At 31.1% G+C, this 25,627-nt stretch carries 28 protein-coding genes; 17 read left to right on the top strand and 11 right to left on the bottom strand.

Annotation, left to right across the window (positions count from 1 at the left end; all coding sequences use genetic code 11):
• Positions 1-36 precede the first annotated feature (36 nt).
• The 12 genes from gcvH (at position 37) to H2650_RS15985 (ending at position 9,071) form a co-directional block, all read left to right on the top strand.
• Positions 37-417, top strand: coding sequence for a glycine cleavage system protein GcvH (gene gcvH, locus H2650_RS00950; RefSeq protein WP_188048885.1), 381 nt, complete (start codon positions 37-39; stop codon positions 415-417).
• Entirely contained in the window at positions 410-787 is a 378-nt protein-coding gene (locus tag H2650_RS00945; RefSeq protein WP_188048884.1) for a VanZ family protein, read from the top strand. The genes gcvH and H2650_RS00945 overlap by 8 nt, the downstream gene beginning before the upstream one ends.
• A 211-nt stretch (positions 788-998) precedes the next feature.
• Positions 999-1,742, top strand: a complete 744-nt coding sequence (deoC, locus tag H2650_RS00940) for a deoxyribose-phosphate aldolase (RefSeq protein WP_188048883.1) — start codon at positions 999-1,001, stop codon at positions 1,740-1,742.
• The gene (locus H2650_RS00935) at positions 1,732-3,885 is read left to right on the top strand and encodes a capsule assembly Wzi family protein (protein ID WP_255462777.1); all 2,154 of its coding nucleotides are present in this window, start codon (positions 1,732-1,734) and stop codon (positions 3,883-3,885) included. The genes deoC and H2650_RS00935 overlap by 11 nt, the downstream gene beginning before the upstream one ends.
• A gap of 106 nt (positions 3,886-3,991) precedes the next feature.
• The gene (cyoE, locus tag H2650_RS00930; RefSeq protein WP_188048882.1) at positions 3,992-4,894 is read left to right on the top strand and encodes a heme o synthase; all 903 of its coding nucleotides are present in this window, start codon (positions 3,992-3,994) and stop codon (positions 4,892-4,894) included.
• A 2-nt stretch (positions 4,895-4,896) separates the two neighbouring features.
• Positions 4,897-5,484, top strand: coding sequence for a cytochrome c oxidase subunit 3 (locus tag H2650_RS00925; protein ID WP_188048881.1), 588 nt, complete (start codon positions 4,897-4,899; stop codon positions 5,482-5,484).
• A gap of 42 nt (positions 5,485-5,526) precedes the next feature.
• Positions 5,527-6,504 (top strand): cytochrome c oxidase subunit 3, encoded by a 978-nt coding sequence (locus tag H2650_RS00920; protein ID WP_188048880.1) that lies wholly within the window; start codon positions 5,527-5,529, stop codon positions 6,502-6,504.
• A 20-nt stretch (positions 6,505-6,524) separates the two neighbouring features.
• Complete coding sequence (locus H2650_RS00915) at positions 6,525-6,875, top strand: cytochrome C oxidase subunit IV family protein (RefSeq protein WP_188048879.1); 351 nt, start codon at positions 6,525-6,527, stop codon at positions 6,873-6,875.
• Positions 6,876-6,950: 75 nt separating this feature from the next.
• A complete protein-coding gene (locus tag H2650_RS00910; RefSeq protein WP_188048878.1) occupies positions 6,951-7,592 on the top strand; it encodes a hypothetical protein in 642 nt (213 codons plus the stop codon).
• Positions 7,593-7,603: 11 nt separating this feature from the next.
• On the top strand, positions 7,604-8,290 hold the full coding sequence (locus tag H2650_RS00905; protein ID WP_188048877.1) for an SCO family protein: 687 nt from the start codon (positions 7,604-7,606) through the stop codon (positions 8,288-8,290).
• Positions 8,291-8,833 carry a DUF420 domain-containing protein gene (locus H2650_RS00900; RefSeq protein ID WP_188048876.1) on the top strand — a complete coding sequence of 181 codons (543 nt, stop codon included), beginning with the start codon at positions 8,291-8,293 and terminating at the stop codon, positions 8,831-8,833.
• Between the two features lie 88 nt (positions 8,834-8,921).
• Positions 8,922-9,071, top strand: a complete 150-nt coding sequence (locus H2650_RS15985; RefSeq protein ID WP_370566786.1) for a hypothetical protein — start codon at positions 8,922-8,924, stop codon at positions 9,069-9,071.
• A gap of 27 nt (positions 9,072-9,098) precedes the next feature.
• Here the strand turns inward: H2650_RS15985 and H2650_RS00890 are convergent, their stop codons facing one another.
• Positions 9,099-10,508, bottom strand: coding sequence for a DUF4403 family protein (locus H2650_RS00890; protein WP_188048874.1), 1,410 nt, complete (start codon positions 10,506-10,508; stop codon positions 9,099-9,101).
• A gap of 196 nt (positions 10,509-10,704) precedes the next feature.
• Between H2650_RS00890 and H2650_RS00885 the strand changes: the two genes are divergently transcribed.
• From H2650_RS00885 to tsaB, 3 genes are all read left to right on the top strand, one after another.
• Positions 10,705-12,141 carry a TolC family protein gene (locus tag H2650_RS00885; protein WP_188048873.1) on the top strand — a complete coding sequence of 479 codons (1,437 nt, stop codon included), beginning with the start codon at positions 10,705-10,707 and terminating at the stop codon, positions 12,139-12,141.
• 7 nt (positions 12,142-12,148) lie between these two features.
• Positions 12,149-13,450 carry an efflux RND transporter periplasmic adaptor subunit gene (locus tag H2650_RS00880; RefSeq protein WP_188048872.1) on the top strand — a complete coding sequence of 434 codons (1,302 nt, stop codon included), beginning with the start codon at positions 12,149-12,151 and terminating at the stop codon, positions 13,448-13,450.
• Between the two features lie 79 nt (positions 13,451-13,529).
• Complete coding sequence (gene tsaB, locus H2650_RS00875) at positions 13,530-14,198, top strand: tRNA (adenosine(37)-N6)-threonylcarbamoyltransferase complex dimerization subunit type 1 TsaB (protein ID WP_188048871.1); 669 nt, start codon at positions 13,530-13,532, stop codon at positions 14,196-14,198.
• Positions 14,199-14,218: 20 nt separating this feature from the next.
• Here the strand turns inward: tsaB and H2650_RS00870 are convergent, their stop codons facing one another.
• The 4 genes from H2650_RS00870 to H2650_RS00855 form a co-directional block, all read right to left on the bottom strand.
• The gene (locus H2650_RS00870; protein WP_188048870.1) at positions 14,219-15,076 is read right to left on the bottom strand and encodes a mechanosensitive ion channel family protein; all 858 of its coding nucleotides are present in this window, start codon (positions 15,074-15,076) and stop codon (positions 14,219-14,221) included.
• A gap of 78 nt (positions 15,077-15,154) precedes the next feature.
• The gene (locus H2650_RS00865) at positions 15,155-15,793 is read right to left on the bottom strand and encodes a hypothetical protein (RefSeq protein ID WP_188048869.1); all 639 of its coding nucleotides are present in this window, start codon (positions 15,791-15,793) and stop codon (positions 15,155-15,157) included.
• Between the two features lie 262 nt (positions 15,794-16,055).
• On the bottom strand, positions 16,056-16,256 hold the full coding sequence (locus tag H2650_RS00860; protein WP_188048868.1) for a dodecin family protein: 201 nt from the start codon (positions 16,254-16,256) through the stop codon (positions 16,056-16,058).
• A 99-nt stretch (positions 16,257-16,355) separates the two neighbouring features.
• The gene (locus H2650_RS00855) at positions 16,356-17,255 is read right to left on the bottom strand and encodes a NifU family protein (protein ID WP_188048867.1); all 900 of its coding nucleotides are present in this window, start codon (positions 17,253-17,255) and stop codon (positions 16,356-16,358) included.
• Positions 17,256-17,420: 165 nt separating this feature from the next.
• Here H2650_RS00855 and H2650_RS00850 point away from each other — a divergent pair, with 165 nt between their 5' ends.
• Positions 17,421-18,419 carry a type IX secretion system membrane protein PorP/SprF gene (locus H2650_RS00850; RefSeq protein WP_188048866.1) on the top strand — a complete coding sequence of 333 codons (999 nt, stop codon included), beginning with the start codon at positions 17,421-17,423 and terminating at the stop codon, positions 18,417-18,419.
• Positions 18,420-18,431: 12 nt separating this feature from the next.
• Positions 18,432-18,950 (top strand): gamma carbonic anhydrase family protein, encoded by a 519-nt coding sequence (locus H2650_RS00845; protein WP_188048865.1) that lies wholly within the window; start codon positions 18,432-18,434, stop codon positions 18,948-18,950.
• Between the two features lies 1 nt (position 18,951).
• Here the strand turns inward: H2650_RS00845 and murI are convergent, their stop codons facing one another.
• The 6 genes from murI to H2650_RS00815 form a co-directional block, all read right to left on the bottom strand.
• Positions 18,952-19,728 (bottom strand): glutamate racemase, encoded by a 777-nt coding sequence (gene murI / locus H2650_RS00840; RefSeq protein WP_188048864.1) that lies wholly within the window; start codon positions 19,726-19,728, stop codon positions 18,952-18,954.
• Positions 19,729-19,840: 112 nt separating this feature from the next.
• The gene (locus tag H2650_RS00835) at positions 19,841-20,341 is read right to left on the bottom strand and encodes an OmpH family outer membrane protein (protein WP_188049498.1); all 501 of its coding nucleotides are present in this window, start codon (positions 20,339-20,341) and stop codon (positions 19,841-19,843) included.
• Between the two features lie 21 nt (positions 20,342-20,362).
• Entirely contained in the window at positions 20,363-21,373 is a 1,011-nt protein-coding gene (locus H2650_RS00830) for an OmpH family outer membrane protein (protein ID WP_188048863.1), read from the bottom strand.
• Between the two features lie 37 nt (positions 21,374-21,410).
• Positions 21,411-24,140 (bottom strand): outer membrane protein assembly factor, encoded by a 2,730-nt coding sequence (locus tag H2650_RS00825; RefSeq protein WP_188048862.1) that lies wholly within the window; start codon positions 24,138-24,140, stop codon positions 21,411-21,413.
• A complete protein-coding gene (locus tag H2650_RS00820; protein ID WP_188048861.1) occupies positions 24,073-24,813 on the bottom strand; it encodes an isoprenyl transferase in 741 nt (246 codons plus the stop codon). Before H2650_RS00820 ends, H2650_RS00825 begins: the two co-directional genes overlap by 68 nt.
• Positions 24,814-24,817: 4 nt before the next feature.
• A complete protein-coding gene (locus H2650_RS00815) occupies positions 24,818-25,492 on the bottom strand; it encodes a DUF6089 family protein (RefSeq protein WP_188048860.1) in 675 nt (224 codons plus the stop codon).
• Positions 25,493-25,627 lie beyond the last annotated feature (135 nt).

Raw genomic sequence — 25,627 nt, 5'->3', positions numbered from 1 at the left:
AAAGAACACAATTAATAATTATCAATTACAATTTAGATGAACTTACCAGCAAATTTAAAGTACACAAAAGATCACGAGTGGATTAGTATTGAAGGCGATATCGCAACAGTAGGAATCACAGATTTTGCTCAAAAAGAATTAGGAGATATTGTTTATGTTGAAGTGGAAACTTTAGATCAAACTTTAGAGAAAGATGAAGTTTTTGGGACAGTAGAAGCAGTAAAAACCGTTTCAGATTTGTTTCTTCCTATAGCAGGAGAAATTATTGCTTTCAATGACGATTTAGAAAGTAATCCAGAAAGCGTAAATTCTGATCCTTATGGTGCAGGGTGGATGATCAAGATAAAAATAGCAAACATGAGTGAAGTAGAAGGATTGCTTTCTAGTGAAGCTTATAAAGAATTAATAGGTGCGTAAACAGCTCTATTTTTGGGCCGCACTAATCTGGTCTTTGATTATTTCTTATTTTTGTTTAGCACAGTTTAGTAGTGTTCCTTTAGGGAATGTATCAAATATAGATAAATTCGTTCATGCGTTTTTTCATTTTGTGTTAACAACCTTCTGCTTTTTATTTTTTAAGAATCAGTATAAAGAAGTAGTTAGTTATAAACCATTAGTTTTTTCATTTCTTTTTTCTCTTTTTTTTGGAATTGGAATCGAATTAGCTCAAGGTTTTTTCACTACAACCAGACAAGCAGATATATTTGATGTTATGGCAAATGTTTCAGGTGCGTGCTTATCATTACTTCTTATTACTTTATTTGGTTTTAATAATAAAACGAAGTAAAATTAAAATTTGAGTCCCACTTATGTGGGACTTTTTTATTATATGGATGTAACTCTTTAGTTTGTAATTTTTTAATTCACATTTGAATTCATATAACAAAGGCTATTTTTAGATTGTATAATACAAATAGAAAATTTTATTTGAAAGATATGTTCAGATATAATGTATTTTTGTAAGTCATAATTTGCTACAATTATCAAATCAAAACATCATGAATATAAAGCAATATTTAGATTCTACCTATTTAAAAACAGCTACGCAAGCAGGTATTAGCGAACAGGAAAATATTCTTGTCGCTAAAGGGTTTATCCAAGAAGCTATCGAAGAACATTTTAAACTTATTATGATTAGGCCAGATAGGGTTTCTTTAGCAAAACAAATGATTCTTAAAGAAAAATCAAATTTGCAAATAGGTACTGTAATTGATTTTCCAGAAGGAAAATCGTTGATTGAAGATAAACTTAAAGAAGCTGCTCAAGCTATTGAGGATGGTGCTGATGATCTTGATTTTGTTTGTAATTATGAAGCTTTCAAAAATGGAGATGTTGAATTGTTAAAAGAAGAAATCCTAAAAGGAACACAATTAGGTTTAAAGAATAATAAAGTTGTAAAATGGATAATTGAAGTGGCAGCACTCAATGATAAACAAATTATTCAATTGTCAAGTTTGATCAAAAATGTAATTGTTTCTAATTTTCAAGAAGAATTATTTTCAAAAGTTTTTGTAAAATCATCTACGGGTTTTTATAAAACGGAAAATAACTTGCCAAATGGAGCTACAATTCCTTCTATCAAAATGATGCTTGAAAATGCATCGCCACTTCCTGTTAAAGCTGCTGGAGGAGTACGGACTTATGATGAAGCTGTTGCTATGATTGAACTTGGGGTTAAAAGAATTGGTACTTCTGGTGCAAAATTGATTGCTAATGGCGAAAATTCAAACAATGAATACTAAATTGAAGAATACTATAAACTGCAACAAAGGAATAATTTTATTTTTTTTAATGTTGTTTTCTTTTTCAGTGACCGCACAAGAGATTACAAGTAGTTCTGTGCAGTCTTTAAATTCTGCTGAGCGTTTTCCTGTTTTTTCAACTTGTGTGAATTTAGAATCAAAGGCAATAGAAAATTGTTTTTATGATCAAATTCAAGATTTTGTTTTTGAAAATTTTAAAGTTCCACAACAATTAAAAGACACTAATTTTAAAGGAAATTTAAAAGTGCTTTTCGAGGTTGATCGAGAAGGATCTTTTAAAGTTATATATATTGATGCTGCAGAGGAAAAATTGATTGAAGAAACGAAAAGAGTTTTTGATAAATTTCCTAAAATCCTACCAGCTACTTACAATGGTAATCCTACTTACGCTAAATTTACACTGCTGATTTTAATTCCATTGAAATCAAAAGAAGTGATAGCTTCAGAAGCTTTGGCTAAGGCTAAAATTATGCCTAATTATACTAAAAAAATTACGGAACTAGATAATATTGTCTATCAAAAATTTGATAATCCTGAATTTGAAAGTCACTTAAATGTTCCTTTTTCACATAGTTATTATGCGCAATTTGATGCTTCCTTAAATCAAATAGGAACTAATAATCATACTGCTTCAAAACCATACACGTATTCTGAGGTGTCTAAATATTATAATCTCAAATTAGTAAATGAAGATTTAAAAAAGAAAGCATCTAGTTGGTGGGAAAGAAAGTTGTGGAATGAAAGTATGGTAGAAATTAAGGGGGATGACTATTGGTTTACATTGAACCCGATATTTGATTTACAGGCTGGAAAAGCATCTCATAGTGAGTCTTCTTACACTTATGTGAATACTCGAGGAATTAATTTTCGTGGGGGATTGGGTAAGATGCTTAATTTTACAACTACAGTTTTTGAAAGTCAAGGTCGTTTTGCAGATTACTACAACAGATATGCGCAATCAATAAAACCCGCCGGAGGAAATCCTGCTATAGTTCCTGGAATGGGAATTGCTAAAGATTTTAAAACAGATGGATTTGATTTCCCTTTAGCAGAAGCTAATTTGACTTTAGCTCCAAGCAAATTCATCGACTTGCAATTGGGTTACGGAAGAAATTTTATCGGTGATGGATACCGATCTTTATTAGAAAGCGATGGCGCAAGTCCATATCCTTATTTTAAATTAAATACAAATTTTTGGAAAATTAAATATACCAATACCTATATGTGGCTCAAGGATGTAAGACCTGAAGTTACGGTAGAAAGAACTTATGCTACTAAGTTTATGGCAAATCATTATTTGAGTTGGAATGTTTCTAATCGATTAAATCTAGGTTTCTTTGAGTCTGTGATTTGGACCAATACAAATAATAGAGGTTTTGATGTAAGCTTTGTAAATCCAATTATTTTTTATCGATCTGTAGAATTCGCTTCTTCTGCAAGAAGTGGAAACGCAGTTTTGGGATTGACGTATAAATACAAATGGAGTGATCAAATTAATTTTTATGGGCAATTTATCTTAGATGAATTTTCCTTGGGTGATGTTAAAAAAAGAGATAATAGTTGGAAAAATAAATACGGATATCAGCTTGGAGTGAAATACTATAATGCTTTCAAAATTGATAATTTATTATTGCAACTAGAATACAATCATGTTCGTCCTTATGTGTATTCGCACAGCAAGCCAATTACCAATTATGGTCATAACAATCAGAGTTTAGGGCATCAATGGGGAGGAAATTTTAACGAACTTCTAGCCATTGCAAGATATCATAAAGGCAGATATTTTGCGGATGCTAAATTTACAATTGGTACTCGAGGTTTAGATTTTGATTCTGCAGAAGATGGTTTTAATTATGGAGGAAATATTTATAAAGATTATGACGAACAGCGTCCTTTAGATAGTGGTGTTAAAGTAGGTCAAGGAAATAAAACTGCAATTTTTATTGCCGATATTCAAGGAGGGTATTTGGTTAATCCAGCTACTAATTTAAAACTGTTTGGAAGTTATATTTACAGGAGTTTTGACCCCAATACGAATACGGCAGTTAACTTTACTGAAAGTACAAATTGGTTCAGTATAGGATTGCGTGCAGATATTTTTAATTGGTATTTTGATTATTAATTGTTATTTTGAATCTTAAATACTCTTTTTGTGAATTGTTTTTTGTCAAATCCCTTTTGATAACCTACTTTTGCAAAAGTTTTTACAACTAAAATAATTACTAGCATTGAACGCAACTAAAAGTACCCTTTCCTTCAAATCCATTTATATAGATTTTCGCGAGATCACTAAAGCGCGTCTAGCTGTGAGTGTTGTTTTTTCGTCTTTAGCTGGATTTATGCTAGGGATAAACGATCTTCATTCTTTAAACTGGTTGATTTTGTTTAAGTTAGCTATTGGAGGTTACTGTATGGTGGGTGCGTCAAATGCATTTAATCAGATTATCGAAAAAGACCTAGATGCTTTAATGGACAGAACTAAAAATCGTCCTGTTCCTTCTGGAAGAATGTCTAAAGGGAGCGCTTTGTTAGTAGCGAGTTTTTTAACAGTAATAGGATTAGTACTTCTTTATACAATTAACCCTAAAACAGCTATGTTTGGGGCTATATCAATATTTTTATACACTAGTGTTTATACTCCGCTAAAAACCATGACTTCTTTGTCGGTTTTTGTTGGTGCTTTTCCTGGAGCTATTCCTTTTATGTTAGGTTGGGTAGCAGCAACTGGAGAGTTTGGTATTGAGGCAGGTACATTATTTTTAATTCAATTTTTTTGGCAATTTCCTCATTTCTGGGCAATAGGTTGGTTTTTGTATGAAGATTATGAGAAGGCAGGTTTCTTTATGTTACCAACAGGAAAAAAAGATAAAGGAACCGCATTGCAGGTTATTTTATATACAATTTGGCTTATTTTAGCGTCCTTATTACCGGTTTTAGGATTTACTGGACGATTATATATAACTCCAGTTGCTGCAGTTGTAGTACTTATTTTGGGGTTATGGATGTTATTTTATGCTTTTAGATTGTACAAGTTAAGAACGGCTAAAGCAGCACGTACATTGATGTTGGTCAGTGTTTTGTATATTACATTGTTGCAACTTGTTTATATAATAGATAAATTTTTAAGATAGTTATGGAAATGATAATGACAACAGATGAACAGAAATCTAGAACTGCACGATCATATAAATTGATTTTGCTGTTTTCTATGGTCAGTATGACGATGATGTTTGCAGGGCTTACAAGTGCTTTTGTAGTAAGTAAATCAAGAGTAGATTGGTTAAAAGACTTTCAGTTGCCATCGGCATTTTATTATAGTACTGCAGCAATTATTGGTTGTAGTGTTACCTTTTATTTGGCTAAAAAAGCAATAATGAGAGACGATCAGGGTAAAACTTCAGTTTTTCTTTTGAGTACCTTATTTCTTGGAATTTTGTTTGTAATTTTACAATTTGTAGGTTTCGGACAAATAGTAAATAGTGGTTATTATTTCACTGGAAGTGGAAGTTCAATAACGACAACTTTTTTGTACGTTGTAACGGTTGTGCACCTGATTCACCTTGCTGGTGGTATGATTTCACTTCTAATTATAATTTATAATCATTTTAAACAAAAATACAATTCATCTCAAACCCTTGGAATTGAACTAGGTGCAATGTACTGGCACTTTCTAGACTTATTGTGGGTTTATTTGTTTTTATTTTTATATTTCTTTAAATAAGAAAAAAACGTAAATTTGTGAACTTTTTAACGAATAACTTATATGGAATCGACAGTTACTACTGCTAATAGTGAAGAGAAAACTTGGGGAGGCAACAATGAGCCAATGGGGGCTAGTTATGGCAAATTGATGATGTGGTTTTTTATCGTATCGGATGCTTTAACTTTCTCAGGGTTTCTTGCGGCGTATGGTTTTTCTAGGTTTAAATTTATTGAATCATGGCCTATAGCCGATGAAGTGTTTACTCACTTCCCGTTTATGCACGGAGTATCTGCTCCGATGTATTATGTTGCATTAATGACTTTTATTTTGATTTTTTCATCTGTAACAATGGTATTAGCTGTTGATGCAGGTCATCAAATGAAAAAAGGTAAAGTAGCGCTTTACATGTTTTTAACCATTATCGGAGGTATAATCTTTGTTGGATCTCAAGCTTGGGAATGGAAAAACTTTATTAAAGGTGAATATGGTGCTATTGAGACAAAAGGGGGTAGTTTACTTCAATTTGTTGACAAGGACGGTAAACGTGTAGCATTAGCTGAGTTTGCAGTTGCTTTGCCAGAAGGAAGAGAGCAACTTACTAGAGATAAAGCAAAATGGTTTATGAGTGAGCCTTCTTTGCCTTCATTCTCTGTAGAGGAAGTTCAGGCAGGTTTTAAAGCGCATCCAGAACTTTTGATTAGAACAGAGGTTGTGAATAAAGAAAAGCAAAAAACAATTCTTTCAAGAAAAGAATCTGAAGCAAGATTGGGCGATGCTCAATACGTTGTTGAAGGTGCAAACTTGATCAGAAATGAATATGGAAATAAATTATTTGCTGATTTCTTTTTCTTTATCACAGGTTTCCACGGTTTCCACGTTTTTTCTGGTATTATTATTAATATCATTATATTTTTCAATGTTCTTATCGGAACTTATGAAAAAAGAAGAAGCTATGAAATGGTTGAGAAAGTGGGTCTTTACTGGCACTTTGTCGATTTAGTTTGGGTATTTGTATTTACTGTTTTCTATCTAGTTTAATTTCAAAAAAAATATTTGTTATGTCACACGTACACGTATCTAACATAGGTAGAATCTGGAAGGTTTTCGGAATATTGTCTGCCGTTACAATAGTAGAGGTTTATCTAGGAATAGTAAAACCAGATTTTCTTTTTATGAACGATTTTCTGAGTATGAACATTCTTAATTGGGTTTTTTATGCGCTAACTCTTTATAAAGCATATTACATCGTTTGGGCATTTATGCACATGGAAGGTGAAAAAAGTACTTTAAGGAGTGCAGTTGTTTTTCCAGTAATTTTTCTGATTTTATATTTACTCTTTATTCTTTTGACCGAAGGGGATTATATTTATGAGGTGTTTAAAAACTCTACCATTAAATGGAATTTTTAAAAAAATATTAATTCATAAAGAGGGTATCCGTTCTAGCGGGTACCTTTTTTTATATAGTAAAATTAAGGTATTATAATGAAAAAAAATATTGTTCTTTTCGTTCTATTTGTTTTGCCTATTGTAGCTTATTTATTCTTTGCTTCTGGTGTAAACGGATATACAAAGTTGCCAACCCTAACTACTAATACTGCTGATTTTGGGCATTGGAATACTTTAGATGGTAAGGAAATTACTTTAAATGGGAAAGTGACTATTCTTGGTTTTTCAGGAACTGAACTTTTAAAAAATAGAGGTAATTTTTTTAATTTAAACCAAAAGATATATCAGACTTATCATAAATTTAAAGATGTTCAATTTGTTATCCTCTGTCCTATAGGAACAGAAAGTGATGCCAAGAAAGTAGTTGATGCTTTTGCTATGTTTACTGATGTTTCTCAATGGCGTTTTGTTTTCGCCTCTCCAGAAGAGATTAAAGCCTATTATGAGCAATTAAAATTAGTAGAGAAATTAGACGATAAACTTGGAACTTCTAAAGTTTATATTATTGATAAAAATAGAAACCTTCGCGGTAGAAAATTAGTTAAAGGAACTAAAGAAGGATATAATACCTTTCATCCAGCTGAGTTGAGTAACGAAATGTTAGATGATTTTAAAGTTATTCTTTATGAATATCGTGCTGCCTACAAAAAAAATAAAAACGCTACTAGACAAATTTAATTTATTATAAGATGCTTAAAAATAAATCATATATAGGTATTTCATTTATTATCTTAATTTTTGGAATTTATGCAATCCCAAAAATTGTCGAACGAATTAAAAATGATAAAACGGTTCAGGGAGAACGATTAGATCGTATTAAACCTAAAACTGCAGATGAAGGTAAACTAATTAAAATTGGAGCTGTTCCAAATTTTGAATTAGTTAATCAAGATAATAAGAAAATTACCAATGAAACCTATAAAGGGAAAGTGTATGTATTGGAATTTTTCTTTTCAACATGTCCAACAATTTGTCCAAAGATGAATGAAAGCATGCTTATTCTTGAAAATAAGTTTTTTGGGAATCCCAATTTTGGAATTGTGTCTATTACTATTAATCCAGAACACGATTCGCCTGAAGTATTAAAGCAGCATGCTAAAGATTTAGGGGTTAAATCCTCCAACTGGAATTTTTTAACAGGTGATAAAGACTATATTTTTAAATTAGCAAATAAAGGTTTTAATCTTTATGCTGGTCAAAACAATAAAGTTGCAGGTGGATTTGAGCATTCTGGTTTGTTTGCTTTGATTGATAAAAACGGGAATATCCGTTGTAGAAATGATGAGTATGGAAATCCAATTTTATATTACGATGGTTTAGATAAAAAAGGGGTTAGAAATATTCAACAAGATATTAATATATTATTAGCAGAATAAATGAAAAATAATTCATTAGAACAAAAATACAATAGACTCATTATTGCTGTTTCTATTGTGATTCCAGTTGTTGTTGCGATCCTTTTTGGTGTAAAACTTAAAGACTTTGGGTTTGATGTAGCGCCGCTTTCTTTTTTGCCTCCTATTTATGCCTCTACTAATGGTTTGACCGCTTTACTTTTAATCGCTGCAGTTGTTGCTATTAAGAATGGTAAAAAAAAGCTCCACGAAGGCTTAATGACAGGTGCAATTGCCTTGTCAGTTGCTTTTCTTGTGATGTATGTTGCATATCATATGACGGCCGATTCTACAAAATTTGGCGGTGTAGGATTTGTTCGTTATATCTACTTTTTCATTTTAGCCTCTCATATTATTTTGTCGATAGCTATTATACCAATGGTATTAATAACTTACGTGAGGGCATTATCGCAAAATTTCGAAATGCATAAAAAGATTGCACGAATTACATTTCCTATTTGGTTATATGTTGCTGTTACTGGAGTAGTAGTTTATTTAATGATTTCACCTTATTATGTATATTAAAACAAAAAATATAAAAAGAAAGTGGTCAATTTATTTTTGTCTTCTTTTTTTCGGTCTTTTCTCTGTTTCTTCAAATGCACAGTGCGCAATGTGTCGTGCTGCCTTAACTAGCGAAGGTAATACTGCAAAAGCTGAGGCTATTAACGATGGGATAGTTTATTTAATGGCAATTCCTTATCTTTTAGTTGGAGGCATTGGGTATGCTGTTTATAGAATGAGAAAGAATAAAGTGGGCTAATAAATTTATTTCGAAACTTGTCTATCATTATTTTATACCGTTGACAGATACATTCACTACGCCGTTTACTTTAATGAAGGCAAGGATTGCTTGGTTGTTTAATTGAATTTTTTCAAACTGAATTTCTTCCATTTTGCCGTTTACAAACACTCCTGGCATTGGCGAGTAATTTTTTAAATAAGTCATCATACTTTTTTGTGCTTCCTCTAAATTTGGTTTTATAGAATAGCGACAGCTTTGTTCAATTTTCTTTAAAATTATACCCTCTGCAAGCCAGTTTGCAGTTCTCATCAATTTACTTTTAGTGTCTAATACGTAATTCAATTGATTGAAGTAAATCTCTTTTGTTTGTTCATTATATTGAGGAGTTCCAGATAAATAAATAGTTCCGTTCACGGCTCCCAAAAGGTCTAATGCGATTATCATTTTGCCGTTTTTATGCCAAATAGAAACTTCTTGTACTTTTACTTTTTTTGATCCTGAACCTAATTCTTGTCCATAAAAGTTTTTGGTTATTATTTTCGAAGCATCTCTGTAGGTGGAAACAGCAACAATATTTGCAGAAATTGCATTTGGAATCGTAGTGACAGGTTTTAAGGTAATTTTTGATGCGTTAAATTTTGATTCTGGTTGTCTTCCTATAAGAGTTTCCATATTGCATTTCATTCCCATGTCTAAAATAAAAGCATCATTTTTTAACTTAGCATTCGTAGAGTATATTTCGATGGGAACAATTCTAAGCCAACTTTCATAACTTTCGCTCATTTGAAATGGTGTGCAAATCTTTTCAAGTGCTTCTAATACATTTGGCTTAAAGTCCATTGATTTTTCTATAATAGCATCAATTTTTGTTTCAATTTTTGTTTTAAAAAGTTTGATTGCGGGATTTATTAGATAGGTCACTGGAAGATTTTTCCCAAAAAGAGTCATCGTTGGATTTTCATTCCATTCTAAAGATTTTAATTCTGTTTTTGTAGTTAATTTCCAATTGACCAAAGCTACATCACTAATTAGTGTAACAACTCCGTCGAGATGAAATTCACGGATGTCATACATTTCAATGCCTAATTTTTTGGTTCCGATTCTGTATTTAATTACTGCTTTTAAGGGAAGTGTAGTTTTGATTTTTTCGCCTTTTGCTGCGTTGTCATTTTTTATTGTGATGGGAGCAAGCTTCCATATCTTCATTTCAATATCATCATCCTCAATAGTATTATCTTCATATATAAGTCCGTTCAAGACGGAGTTTGTTTGATACTCAATGTCTTTTATCTTTACACTAATAGGCATGTTTATAAAGGACGGTGTGTTCTCATAAACTAAGGGCGTTGCATCATCAGGCTCTGGTTTTAAAGCATCGATTTTATTTGTTGGTGCACAACTACTCATGAAGATGCAGAAGCCAACTAGGCTATATATAAAACTTGATTTTGACATTTTTAATTTAGTTTAATGCAGTAAAATTAACAAAAGAATTCTTTTTTTATCGTTTTTTGTAACAAAAGCTATTTCTTAAAGTCTAATAGCTTTATAATGTAATTACGAGTAAAATAATTTATATTAATACAGTGATCTTTGTTATAAAAACTTAAATTTGTTTTGCATCGTTTCTGCACTTTTATTCAAAAAAAATATGAAAAAAAGATTTTTTCTCAGTTTAATAACTATTGTAGCAGGTTGTGTGACTATACAAGCACAAGCCAAAAAATGGACTCTAGAGGAATGTGTACAATATGCTATAAAGAATAATATTTCGATTAAGCAAACTGAACTTGATTCTAAGGTTGCGTTAATTGATAAGAGAGGCGCTATAGGTAAATTTCTTCCATCTGTTAATGCTAGTGCATCTCATTCTTGGAATATTGGTTTGAATCAGGATATTACAACAGGACTTCTTCAAAATCAAACTACACAATTTACATCTGCAGGTGTAAATGTTGGAATTGATATTTATAGAGGTTTACAAAATCAAAATAATTTGCGCAAAGCGAATTTGTCAATTTTAGCTTCTCAATATCAATTGGTAAAAATGCAGGAAGATGTTGCATTGAATGTTGCTAATGCTTTTTTGCAAGTTCTTTTTAATAAAGAAAATCTAAAGGTTCAAAAAGAACAATTAGGAATCAATGAAAAGCAATTTTCAAGATCACAGGAATTGGTGAATGCGGGTTCTATTCCTAGAGGTGACTTATTAGATATTAAAGCTACAGTTGCCTTAAATAATCAAAATGTTATTGTTGCAGAAAATGCTTTGCTAATTTCTAAGTTGAGTTTAAGTCAACTATTACAGCTTAAAGATTTTGAAAACTTTGAGGTAGTTGATGATACCAATATTAATGATGAAAATAATATTTTATCTCAATCTCCTTCGGCAATTTATAGTAAAGCTTTAGAAACTAAAATAGAAAGTAAAATTGCTAGAACTAATCTAGAAATAGCACAAAAAAATCTTGAAATTTCAAGAGGAGCTCACATGCCTACCATTCAAGGTTTTTATAGTTTTAATTCTAGAGTTGCTTATAGCGATAGGATCACTGGAGTTGTGCCAAATGCGGCAAGTCCCACATCAGTAGTGGGGTTTGTAGAAGGTACCAATCAAAATGTTTTAGCTCCTAATTTCAGTAGAGTATTAGGTGGACCAGAACCATTTTTTGATCAATTTAGTAATAATAAAGGGCAATCTTTTGGTGTGCAAATTTCAATTCCAATCTTTAATGGATTTTCGGTAAGCAATAACATAGAGCGCTCTAAAGTAAGTCTTGATAAATCAAAGATTGCAGTAGAACAACAAGATTTGGATTTACAGAGAAATGTTTTCACTGCTTTTGCAGATGCTAAAGGAGCTCTTAATACTTATGAATCCTCTTTAGCAGCCTTAGAGGCCAGACAAGGAGCCTACGATTATGCAAAAGAAAAATATGATGTTGGTTTAATGAACTCTTTCGATTTTAACCAATCGCAAACCTTATTAACTAATGCGCAATCAGAAGTTATTAGAACTAAGTACGATTACATTTTTAAAATTAAAATCTTAGAATTCTATTTTGGAATTTCTCTCATCAAAAACTAAATTAATTATGTCTAAAAAAACAATTTATATCCTAATAGGAGGTGCTGTAGTACTAATTGCAAGTCTAGTAATTCTTTCAAAGTCAGGAGTAATCGGTAATAAGGAGAAAGGTACCGAAATAGAAACGGCTCAAGTGGTACCAATGACTATTGTAGAAACTGTTTCGGCTACTGGAAAAATTCAACCAGAAATTGAAGTTAAAATTTCGTCGGAAGTTTCAGGTGAGATTATTTCTTTGAATGTAAAAGAAGGACAGGTAGTAAAGAAAGGAGATTTATTAGTAAAAATTAATCCTGATTTATATACTTCTGGTTACAATCGTTCCATTTCTAATTTATCAGGAACCAAAGCCAATTTAAGTCAAGCGGATGCTTCTTTCAATGAATCTAAATCAAGTTATGATAGAAATAAAACTTTATTTGAAAAAGGAATTATTTCAAAATCAGATTGGGATAAAGCAGTTTCTTCCTATGAAGTTGCAAAAGCAGCAAAACAAAGTGCTTACTTTAATGTACAAAGTGCCTCTGCAACTGTAAACGAAGCGAAAGACAATTTGGGGCGTACTACAATTTATGCACCTGCAGATGGAACTATTTCAGTATTGAATGTTGAACTAGGAGAACGTGTTTTAGGGACGCAACAAATGACAGGAACTGAGATTTTAAGAGTTGCCAACTTGAATAATATGGAAGTTGAAGTTAATGTTAATGAAAATGATATCGTAAAGATTAAAGTTGGAGATGAGGCAAACGTAGAAGTTGATGCCTATTTGAAAAAACAATTTAAAGGAACTGTAACTAGTATTTCTAATTCGGCTAGTTCAGCTTTGACAGCAGATCAAGTAACTAATTTTAAGGTTAAGGTAAGAATATTGAAAGATTCCTATAAAGACTTATTAGAAGGAAAACCGGATACATATTCTCCTTTTAGACCGGGAATGACTGCAACAGTTGATATTATTACTCAAACAAAAGCGAATGTTTTGTCAGTTCCTATTAGTTCTGTTGTGGTTAAGTCGGATACTACTGCTGTAAAAAATATTGTTGTTGTAGATCCTAAAGATGAACAAAAGGACGCCCCAAAAGTAGATAAAAAATTCGAGTGTGTTTTTGTTAAAGTAGGAGACAAGGCCAAAATTAGAATTATTAAAACAGGAATTCAAGATGATACAAATATTGAAGTTTTAACAGGGCTTCAAAAAGGCGATGTTGTTATTACAGGACCTTATGCAACAGTAACTAAAGATTTGAATTCAGGAGATTTAGTTTCTTTAAAAACTGATAATGAAAAAACAAAAAATAAAAAGTAATTGATTAATGCATCATTTTTTAAATCACAATTATAAAATTTTTATAATTGTGATTTTCATTTTTAAATAAAATCTGAAATTGGAATATATATTAAATATTGAGACTGCTACCAAAAATTGTTCTGTAGCTCTAGCAAAAGAGGGTAAAACAATATTATGTAAAGAAATTGCAGAGGAAGGGTATTCTCATGCCGAACGTTTACACGTATTTATAGAGGAAATTGTTAAAGAAGCGGATATTAGTTTAAAAGATTTAAAGGCAATTGCTGTAAGTCAAGGTCCAGGATCTTATACAGGATTGAGAATTGGAGTTTCGGCTGCAAAAGGGCTTTGTTTTGCTTTAGGGATTCCTTTGATTGCTGTTGATACATTACAAGTTTTAGCAAGGCAAGTTTCAGTTTCTGATGGATTAATAATTCCGATGATTGATGCCAGAAGAATGGAAGTTTACAGTGCTGTTTTTAATCAAAAATTTGATAAAAAAAGAGAAATCTTAGCCGAAATTATTTCAGAAGATTCTTTTTCAGAGTTAGAAGAAAAACTTTACTTCGTTGGTGACTGCGCCGAAAAATGCAAGTCTGTATTAACTAAAGAAAACTTTTATTTTTTAGAAAATATCAAATACCCATCTGCTAAAGAAATGAGTGCAATAAGTTATGAAAAGTTCAAAATAAACGACACAGTTGATGTAGCTTATTTTGAACCTTATTACTTAAAAGATTTTATGATTACTCCTTCAAAAAAGTAATTTAAAACTTCTTTGAACATCTATTGATTGCTTTGCTCTTTTTTTGAATTGTTTTCTGTGCTTTTTGAAAGTTCCATTACAAATGGTTGAATAGTTATTCCTGCAGCATCAAAAGCTCTTTTACATTCCTCTAAAGTATCTGAATAAACGCCCCAGAAATGTTCGTTTTTTGCCCAAGGTCTAACCGCTAATTGAATTCCGGTATCGGTCAGGCTTTTTACAGAGACTTCCGCTGCAGGTGTTTTTAATATTTTTGGATTGCTATTTAAAACAGTCATGATAATTTCTTTAGCTTTTTTGATATCGGTGTCGTAGGATATCGCTATGTTCAAATCTGCTCTTCTTGTTTCTTGTAACGAGTAATTGATAATTGTTCCATTAGATAAAGATCCATTTGGTATAAAAATAGTTTGATTGTTGCTTGTAATTAATTTAGTTACAAATATTTGTATTTCTGAAACCGTTCCGACAACACCTTGAGCTTCAATTGTATTCCCAACTTTAAATGGCTTGAATAAAATAATTAGCATTCCGCCTGCAAAATTAGATAAGGAACCTTGAAGTGATAATCCTACTGCAAGTCCCATAGCTCCTAAAATAGCGACAAATGAGGAGGTTTCTATTCCTAATTTGCCAATAAATGATACAAATAATAGTACTCTTAGCACCCAAAGTAATATATCTGCTAAGAACTTTGTTAATGTAGGTTCTAACTTTCTACTAATCATTAACTTTCGTATAAATCTATTTATTAAACGTATAACGTAAAGCCCTACGAATAGGATAAGAAAGGCAGAAATTAATTTTGGTGAATAATCAATTAGTACTTTTAAAAAATGGCTTGCGTAGTCTGTTATTTGTTCTGGATTTAAATTCATTTTTTCTAAATAAAAAACCTTCTCATATGAGAAGGTTTGGTTGATGTACAAAGATACAAATTAATTCATTTTATTAAATTAATCTAAGTTCTCTTCTTTTTTATTTATTGTGTTTTGAGTTGCTTCTTTTAATTCTTCTACATTGTCTGCAATAGTATTTTTAGCTTCTTCTGCAAAATCTTCTACTTTTTCTGAAACAGTGTTAGTCTTTTCTTTTAAAGAATCCACAGAGTCTTTTAGAATGGTTTCTGAATCACTAGTGAATTCTTGTACATTTTCTTTAATTGCTTCAGCAGTAGTATTAATTTTGGTTGTAGTATCTACTGCTATTTCATTTGCTTTTTCGTTAGACATTCCTGCCTTCTCTTTAAGTGAATCTACTACATCACCGATCGATTTTTCAGCTTTTTCAGAGTATTCATTTAATGTTTCCTTGGCTTGATTTGCATAATTCTCTGCCTTATCTAGAATGGGAGTTGTAGTTTGTTTGGCTTTTTCAAATGTATCTTCAGCCATAGTTTGTGCTTTTTCCAAATAAGGTTTTGCTGTTTCTTTTGCTTTTTCTAAGGTCTCTTCTGAAAAATTTTCTACTTTTTCTAAATACGGAGCCGCAGATTCTTTTGCTTGCTCTAAAGTACTTTCTGCTTTATCTGTTAATTCAATAGCAGTTTCTTTGGCAGAGCCAAATAAATTCTTAAAAAATGATGATAGTCCCATATTATTTTGTTTGATTAGTTACGCAATAATAGTCTTTTTTTGTGAACATTACTTTATTAAAACACTAATAATTTACTGATAATCAGATGCTATATTAATTTTGTTGATTTCATGAAAAGAATAATAATGTCTACTCAATCAATACTGCTGTTTTGTTGTTTAGTTTTCTTTTACTTTTGTAAATGTTTATGAAGATATAGTGAATAAAAAAAGCACCTCTAATGAGATGCTTTTTTTATTCTATTTCTAGTCGATAATTAATTTATTCGAGTTCGAATGTTATTTTCATATTCAGTCGAAATTCTGTTATACCACCATCACTAACTTTAGCGCTTTGTTCTTTAACATAAACAGAACGAATGTTTTTTATTGTTTGTGATGCCTTTGCAACTCCTTTTTGAGCTGCATCTTCCCAACTTTTCTCTGAGCTTGAAAGTACTTCTATTACTTTTAATATAGACATGTTTTGTGTTTTTGGTTAATTATAAAAATACAAATTTATTTATATCTACTGAATAAATTTAATTTTATTTAACATAACACGTTGAAATTCAGTAAGGTTTTATCCGTTTACCGCTTCTACTTTAATGCTTTCATCATTTAACATACTTTTAAGCATGTTTTCTATACCACTTTTTAAAGTAAAAGTAGAAGATGGACATCCGCTACAAGCACCTTGTAAAATCACTTTGACAGTTTTGTCACTTTCGTTATAAGATTCAAACGCTATGTTACCTCCATCAGCTTGTACAGCAGGTTTTACATATTCTTCTAATATGTTGATGATTTGTTGTGAAGTTACATCTAAATTATCAAATTCTTGAGCTTTAGTGCTTTCTTCAGCAATTACTGTTGCAACGTAATTTTCGTCTAAAACAGTTCCACCATTTTCAATATATTGTTTGATAAAGCTTCTTAATTCTAAAGTTATTTCTTGCCAATCATTGATTTCATATTTCGTTACAGAAATATAATTTTCATCGATAAAAATTTCTTTTACATAAGGAAACTTAAAAAGTTCTTTTGCTAAAGGAGAAGCCGAAGTCTGATCTATGTTTTTAAATTCGATAGCATTTTTAGTTAGCATTTTACTAACTACAAATTTTAATGCTGATGGATTTGGTGTTGTTTCACCATAAACAGTTACAGGTTGTTTTTTAGATTTGTTTTCATCTACGGTTATAATCGTACCCCCATCGTTTACAAATTTCTCTATTTGTTCTGCAACAGCATCTTTGACATCATCCCATTCCACAATGCTGTATTTTTCTATAGCAATAAAATTTCCAGAAATGTAAATTGTTTTTACAAATGGTAAATAGAATAATTGTTGTGCTAAAGCCGATGGTTTAGCTTCATCAATGTTTTTAAATTCAAAACTTTCATTCTGAGTGATAAAGTCTTGAAATTCAAACTTTAATATAGTTGGGTTTTGTGTTTCTTTTATTGTTATCGTTTTCATTGTTTTTCAAATTTTTACAAATTTACTAAAGTTATTTTCTACGAATACCTATATTTGGTTTTTTAATGAATAAATTAACTTTAGTTTAAATTTAATGCAATTACTTTTTTTTTAATTGAAGTATTATATTGATTTTAAATTCTTTATTTGCTTAATAATACTTAAATGATTTTTAAACTTAGAATTTCTATTTCACTGTTTTTTTTATCTTTTTATTGTTTCGCACAAGAAGGGATTCCAGTTTACTCGGATTATTTATCTGACAACTATTATTTGATTCATCCCTCTATGGCTGGTGCATCTAATTGTGCAAAAGTTAGATTAACAGCTAGGAAACAATGGTTTAATCAAGATGATGCTCCGGAGTTGCAAACAATTAGTTTTAACGGTAGAGTAGGAGAAAAAGCGGGTGCAGGAATTATTCTTTTTAATGATAAAAATGGTTATCATTCTCAAAAAGGAGTTAAACTTACCTACGCTTATCACTTAATGTTCTCTAGAGATGAAGTTGATTTAAATCAACTCTCTTTTGGTATGAGTGCAGGATTAATTCAAAGTCAGTTAGACGAAACTGAATTTTTAAAATCCGGTGATTATGATCCTAATATTAATGGTTCTATTGTTCAAAAAGACACTTATTTTAATGTAGATATTGGTGCTTCTTATAATTTTCTAGATTTTTATGCGCATGCAACAGTCAAGAATGCTGTTGAGACTAGACGTGATATCTATAGCGTGTATGAAAGTGATAATTTAAGAAAATATTTATTGAGCGTAGGCTATATTTTTGGTAATAAAGAAAAACTATTATTGGAACCTTCCCTTTTATTTCAAATGGTTGACAAAACTAAAGAGAAGTCTATTGATGTAAATCTAAAAGTTTATAAAAATCTAGATTTTGGAAGACTTTGGGGTGGTTTGTCTTATAGAAGAAGTTTTGATGGTGCCGAATATAAAAATAGAAACACTATTGCTTTACAAAAATTACAATATATTACTCCAATTGTCGGTGTAAATTTCAATAAATTTATGTTCGCTTATACTTATTCTCAATTATCAGGAAACGTTAAGTTTGATAACGGTGGATATCACCAAATCACTTTGGGAATGGATTTGTTTTGCAAACCCGTAAAATACGATTGTAACTGTCCCGCAATTAATTAATTTATATTTATTATGCTTATTAAAACTGTCAATGGCAAAACGCCATCTATTCCTGAAGACTGTTATGTAGCCGAAAATGCAACAATTATTGGCGATGTTAGTTTTGGAGAAAATTGTAGTGTTTGGTTCAATGCTGTTATTAGAGGAGATGTAAATTTTATCAAATTTGGCAATAAAGTCAATATTCAAGATGGAGCTGTAATACATTGTACTTATCAAAAACACGCTACCGTAGTTGGTAATAATGTTTCAATTGGCCATAATGCAATTGTGCATGGTTGTACCATTCATGATAACGTATTAATTGGTATGGGAGCCATTGTCATGGACAATTGTGTTGTAGAAAGTAATTCTATTGTGGCAGCAGGTGCTGTAATTACTCAAAATACAGTTGTTGGTGCTGGTACAATTTGGGCAGGAGTTCCTGCAAAAAAAGTCAAAGATATCGATCAATCTGATTTTGCTGGAGAAATTGAACGTATTTCTAATAATTATGTTATGTATTCTGGCTGGTTAAAAGAAGACAAATAGTTTAAAACTCCTTTTCTTGTACTTTATATTTATTTCCTAAAATTTGTTTAAGAACAGAGGAGTCAGTATTTGTATAAAATACTGTTTCACTTTTAGTAGATGAATTAAATCCTATGGTCTCACTCAATAGTTTTTGAGTTTGTTTGGCAACTGCTTCACCAGAATCTATTATTTGAATATGATTAGGTAGAATAGCTTTAATCTGTGGGATTAGATAAGGATAATGACTGCAGCCTAATACTAAATAATCTATGTTGGCTTCTATCATTGGTTTAAGATAGGAGTTGAGCAATTGAGTCATTTCAGGAGAATTGATTTGTCCAGACTCTATCAGCTGAACTAATCCATTGCCTACTTGTTCAATTATTTTGGTGTCCTGATACTTCTCTGTGGTTTTATTAAAAAGGGTACTGCTTAAGGTACCTTGTGTCGCTAAGACCCCAATTATTTGAGTTTTAGAATGCAATACAGCTGGTTTTATAGCAGGTTCAATACCAATGAATGGTACATCGTATTTTGCCCTTAATTCTTGAATTGCATTGGTGGTAGCCGTGTTGCATGCCACAACAATTAACTTGCAATTCATATTGAGTAAGAACTCTGTATTTTTCATGCTTAAAGCGATGATTTCTTCCTTCGTTTTTTGTCCGTAAGGTGCATTTTTACTATCTGCTAAATATATCGTTTTTTCGTTAGGTAGTAGTTCGTGAATAGCCGACCAAATAGAGGTGCCGCCAATACCAGAGTCGAATATTCCTATTGCTTCATTGTTTTCCATTAAAACAAAGTTAAGTGCTCTGATTTAAAATTCCTAAAAAATTATTAGTCCAAAAAAAAACCGCTCCAGCTAATAATAGTTGGAGCGGTTTATCAAATAAATGTTCTATTTTTTAGAAACCTAAATCTTTTTTTACATCAGCAGTCAAGTTTGGACCATCAGCAAGTAAAAGAGAAGAACCGTCTAATACATATTGGAATCCTTTTGCTTTACCTACTTTTTGGATAGAAGCTCTTACTTTTTCCATTAATGGTTTAACGATATCAGATTCTTTTTGTTGTAATTCTTTTTGAGCATTATCTCTATAATCAACAATTCTTTTTTGCATGTCCTGAACTTCTTTAGAACGGTCTCCATTGATCGCTTCTGTTACTGTTGCAGCTTCTGCTTCGTATTTTTTTAATTTTCCTTGGTATTCATCAACCATTTTTTTGTATTCAACATCATATGTACCACTCAATTTATCTAGTTGTTTTTGAGCATCTAACATTGCTGGCATTTTTGTCATAATTTCACTTACATCAACATGAGCTGTTTTTGCTTGTGCATTAATAGTTTGATTTGCTCCTAACATTAATATCGCAGCAATTAGTAGAGTTTTGATTTGTTTCATCATTTTAAAAATATTAAGTAATTAATTATTGTTTGTATTTTCTTTTGTTTTTTCTTCTTTAGCCTGTTTAAGAGCTTCTCTTTCTTCTATTGTTTTTTTTCTTTTTTCGTCTAATTCTTTTTTGCGATCTTCAATAACCTTTTTACGGTCTTCTAAAATTTTTAGTCTCGCATCATTTTCTTTTTGCTTAGATTCCTCCAAGGATTCTTTTTTAGTTTCAACATTTTTAGGAGTGGTTACCGCATTGTCTTCTTTGATATTTGCAGAAACCGTGCCAGCTTTTTTAGCTTCTCTTTCAGCTTGAATTTGTTTTCTTTTATCTTCAAATTCTTGTTTCTTTTGTTCTTGAAGCAATTTTCTCTCTTCTAGAATTTGTTCACGTGCCGTCTTTTTCTCCTCTATAAGTTTTTTTCTTTCTGCTAAATCTGGATTATCATCCAAAGCATCTTCTTTGCTTTCTTTTATTTCAGCTTCTTTTTGCTGTTTTTTAGTGAGTTGCTCTCTTTTTTCTGTTCTGTTTAATACTCGTAAAACTTGCTCACTAATATCAAATCTTTTGGCTGCAAAAAGCATTGTTAGATCTGAAGATTTATCAAAAATGAAATCATATTTTAATCTTTCAGCTATATCCTGAACTGCAGTAAAAACTTGATCTTGTATTGGTTTGACTAAAGTAGATTTTTGAATCATTAAATCTCCATTAGGCCCAAATCTTTTTAATTGATATTCTAAGTTTTGATTTTCAAGAAACGCAATTTCGGTTTCTCTCTCTTCTATTAGTTCTTTAGTCAATAAAACTTTTTCTGCTTTTAGGGCTTCTTTTAATTTATTGATTTCAATTTTTTTTGTTTCAATTTCTAATTTCCACTTATTGGCTTTTTGATCTAACTGATTTTTAGCTTCCGTATAATCGGATACATTTTCTAAAATGTATTCCATGTCAATAAAGCCTAATTTCGTTCCTTTGGCTTGAGCATTAACCCCAGAATATGTGATCAATGCTAAAAATACAGATAAAAATTGTTTTTTCATAAAAGCTATTTTATTTAGAAATCATGAGCACTTTTTATTAAAATTGTTGACCAATAATAAAGTGAGGTTCCCATCCATGTGCTTTTGTTTCTCCAGGAAGGCTATCAAAACCATATCCAAAATCAATTCCTAATAATCCAAATGCCGGCATAAAGACACGTAAACCAACACCAGCAGAACGGTTTAAAGCAAACGGATTGTAGCTTTTAAAACTAGCATATGATGAACCTGCTTCTGCAAAGGCTAAGGCATAAATTGATGCCGATGATTTTAAGGTTATAGGATAACGCATTTCCATTGAAAACTTATTAAATACAGTTGCTCCAATTTGCTCTCCTGCATTATTTGTAGGTGTCAATGAATTGTTAGGATATCCTCTTAATTGAATAGTTTCTCTACCATCCATTGAATAATTTGCTAATCCATCACCACCAAGATAGAAACGCTCAAAAGGAACTGCTCCTCTTTCTTGATTGTATGCACCAAGGAAACCAAATTCACCCATCGTTTTAAGAACTAGTTTCCCGTATATTTTACTATACCAATCAGCCTTAAATTTTATCTTATAATATTCTAACCAATTAAATCTCTTTTGATCCACTTTACTAGGATCTGCTGCAGCAAGAGTATAGTCAGCAACCTTGTTTCCATTACTGTCGATATAATCTCCAATATTTACAATATTACCGTTTGTGTCAGGTATATTTTGTCTGTCTACAGTGTTCTTTAATTTGTATTCTTGTTGATCTCCTAAAGTAGCATAATTGATCCCATTAAATAACGAATAAGGAGGTGTCATTTTTGCTGTTATACTAAACTCAGAACCATAAGTCGGGAAAATAGGATTTAAACCTTTACTACTTCTTGTTAATCCTATTGTATAAGCTAAGTTTCTAGAAGTACCATCTCCAAAAGTAAATAATCCAGTATTGTAATTATTTAAAGAGTAGTGTTGGTAACTTACAGCTTGAGACAATACGAAATAATCATCAGGCACAGTTAATCTTTTTGCAATTCCTACAGATAAAGTCAGGATGTCAAAACTTTTTGATTTATCTGCTCTCTGTGTAATGTAGTTATTTAAAAACTGTTTACTGTATGACAATGATGTGCTAAAAGAAACTGGTTTTTTACCACCAAACCATGGCTCCGAAAAGGAAACACTATAAGTTTGAAAGTACGTGCTCGCTTGTAAACGCAATGATACTTTTTGACCATCACCCATTGGTAATGGTTTGTAAGCATCTTTGTTTAATAAGTTTCTAGCAGAAAAATTATTAAATGATAATCCTAGTGTTCCGATGAAACCACCACCACCATAACCTCCTTGAAGTTCGATTTGGCTGGACCCTTTTTCAACAAGATTGTATTCTATATCAACAGTTCCTGCTGATGAATCTACATTTTTAAATTTAGGATCTATTGCTTCTGGATCAAAAAATCCAAGCTGACCTATTTCTCTTACTGTTCTTACTAATAAATCTTTACTGTATTTTTCGCCTGGTTTAGTTTTTAACTCACGATAAATTACTCGGTCATTAGTTTTGTCATTACCTACTACGGTGATTTTATTAAAATAAGCAATTGGTCCTTCTGTAACTCTAATTTCAAAGTCAATAGTGTCGTTTGCTGTTCTGACTTCTACTGCATTGATATTAGAGAATAAATAACCGTTATTTTGGTATAAATTGGTAATGTCTTCTCCGTCAGGCTTAGTCTTATCGGCTATTCTTTTTTCAAGTAAAACTCCATTATAAACGTCTCCTTTTTTAACGCCTAAAATTTGACTCAAACCTTGATCGCTATAAATAGTATTTCCTAAAAACTTAATATCTCCAAAATAATATTTATTACCTTCTTCTACATTAATTTTTATATCTAGTGCTTTTTTAGCTTTATTATAAGTTACAGAATCTGAAATGATACGAGCATCTCTATATCCTTTTTCCTTGTAAGCAGCAACCACTTTTTCTAAATCAGATTTGTATTTTTCTTTTATAAATTTGGATGCTTTTAGGATACGGATAGGATTTTTTTGTTTAGTATCCTTCATTGCTTTGCGCAATACTTTATCAGATAACTTTGTATTTCCTACAAAGTCAATTTCATGTATTTTTACTTTTGTTCCTTTGTCAATAGTAACAAGCATATTGACTTGGTTGGCAACAGTGGTATCTTTTACTGTGTTGATATTAACTTTAGTATTGTAATAACCGTCCTTTTTATATTTGTTTTCAATATAATTTTTAGTAGTTGTTATCAAGTTTTCATTGACCACTTTACCTTTAGTAAGACTATTATCTTTGATTAAAGATTCTGTTTTGTTTTTCTTAACCCCAACAAACTTTACCTCATTTAATTTTGGTAATTCGATAAGGTTTAAGTCAAGATAGATACTGTCATTTTGTATTTTATTTACATAAAAAGTAATTTCATCAAAAAGACCAAGTTTTCCTAGTTTTTTGATAGCAGTACTGATTTCTTCACCTGGAATAGTAAGTTCTTGTCCTTTTTGTAAACCAGAAAAAGTAACGACAGTTTGTGAATTGAAACTGATATCTCCGATTATAGCAACATCGGCTAAAATGTATTTTTTGCCTTGATCAAAAGGAACTCTTTCTTGGGCTTTCACTGATGAAAAACTTCCAAAAATCAAAACGGTAAGGGCTATTTTTATGCTTTTATTTAACACTAAAAAATTATTTAATTTGTTCACTTGTTTTTCCAAATCTACGTTCTCTTTTTTGATAACTAACGATAGCCTCATATAAATCTTGTTCTTTAAAGTCTGGCCATAATATGTCAGTAAAATATAATTCTGCGTAAGCAATCTGCCACAACAAAAAGTTACTTATTCTATGTTCTCCACTTGTTCGTATTAATAAATCTACGTCTGGTAAATTTTGCGTGTAAAGATGCTCATTAATAATTGAATCGTCAATACTGTCTATTGAAATTATATTATTTTTAACTTTACTACATATATTTCTTACCGCATTGACAAGTTCATCTCTAGATCCGTAGCTTAAGGCCAAGGTTAGAGTCATTTGCGTATTTTCTTTTGTTTTGTCAATTACATCAAGAAGTTCCTTTTGTGCCGATTTTGGTAATTGCTCTAAATTACCAATTGCAGTAAGCTTTATGTTGTTTTTTTGCAAAGTAGTTAATTCCTTTTTCAAAGAATTAATCAATACTCTCATCAAGGTTTCGACTTCTAATTTTGGTCTGTTCCAATTTTCAGTAGAAAAAGCGTATAAAGTAAGAAACTCAATGCCAAGTTTAGCACTAGCTTCTATAATTACTTTTACAGATTTTGTTCCGCTTTCATGACCTAAAGCTCGCAAAAGTCCTTGTTGTTTTGCCCAACGACCATTACCGTCCATAATTATGGCTAGATGTTTTGGTAGTCTTAACGGGTCAATGTCCTGTAGTAAATTCATTTATTTATTGTGCACAATAACAGGGTTTTTCTCCAAAAGTATACGTTAGTGTAACTCCTGAAAATACATACCAATCATTATTATTTATATTTCCGAAATTGTTATTAAAACTGCCATCTATATTATCTGTCAGTGTATATCGTGCTCCGGCTTCAAGAGCAAGAATTAAATGAGGAGATAAATTTGATTTTACTCCGACTATCATAGGAACTGCTATAGATTTTCTTCTCTCTGTTCTTCCACCAGATCTAGCGCCTGTTTGAGGATCTGATATTTCGTATTTGCTAAAAAAGTAACTGACTCCAGAGGCAACATACGGTGTTATTTTTCTGTCTAAATTGTGAAGATTAAAATCAAAAAAGTTGAATTCTAAACCTAAATTAAATTCTTTTAAATCATTATCGAAACGGTATCCTCTTTGAGTTCTACTGTTTTCTTTAGAATTTAAGTCATTTGAAGTAATCTCTGACTGAATATAGGAAGCTCGAAAGGAATGTCTAGGACTTTTGTTCCATTTATAGAGTAAACCAAATGCTAATTTATTTGGAGCGATGTACGTTGTAGGTCCTACGTCTCCAATATAATTACTACCTCCTAAGAATACTCCAACCTCATGAATTTGAGCTTGAGCACCCATGAATGGGATAAGACAAATAAAAAAATAAAAAATCTTGTTCATTTAATCAAAAATTGCGTGCAAATATAATAATTATCAATTCGTTTCAATACCCATTCGTTTAATTCTCTATTTTTTTATCATAGTTATTTAATACAAAATAAGTATTTGTTTATTTAAACGTTAAAAAAGGATAAA

This window comes from Flavobacterium sp. GP15, assembly GCF_014281985.1.
GTDB lineage: Bacteria > Bacteroidota > Bacteroidia > Flavobacteriales > Flavobacteriaceae > Flavobacterium > Flavobacterium pygoscelis.
Note: the sequence above shows the minus strand (reverse complement) of the source record. Positions and strands in the feature narration are given on the sequence as shown.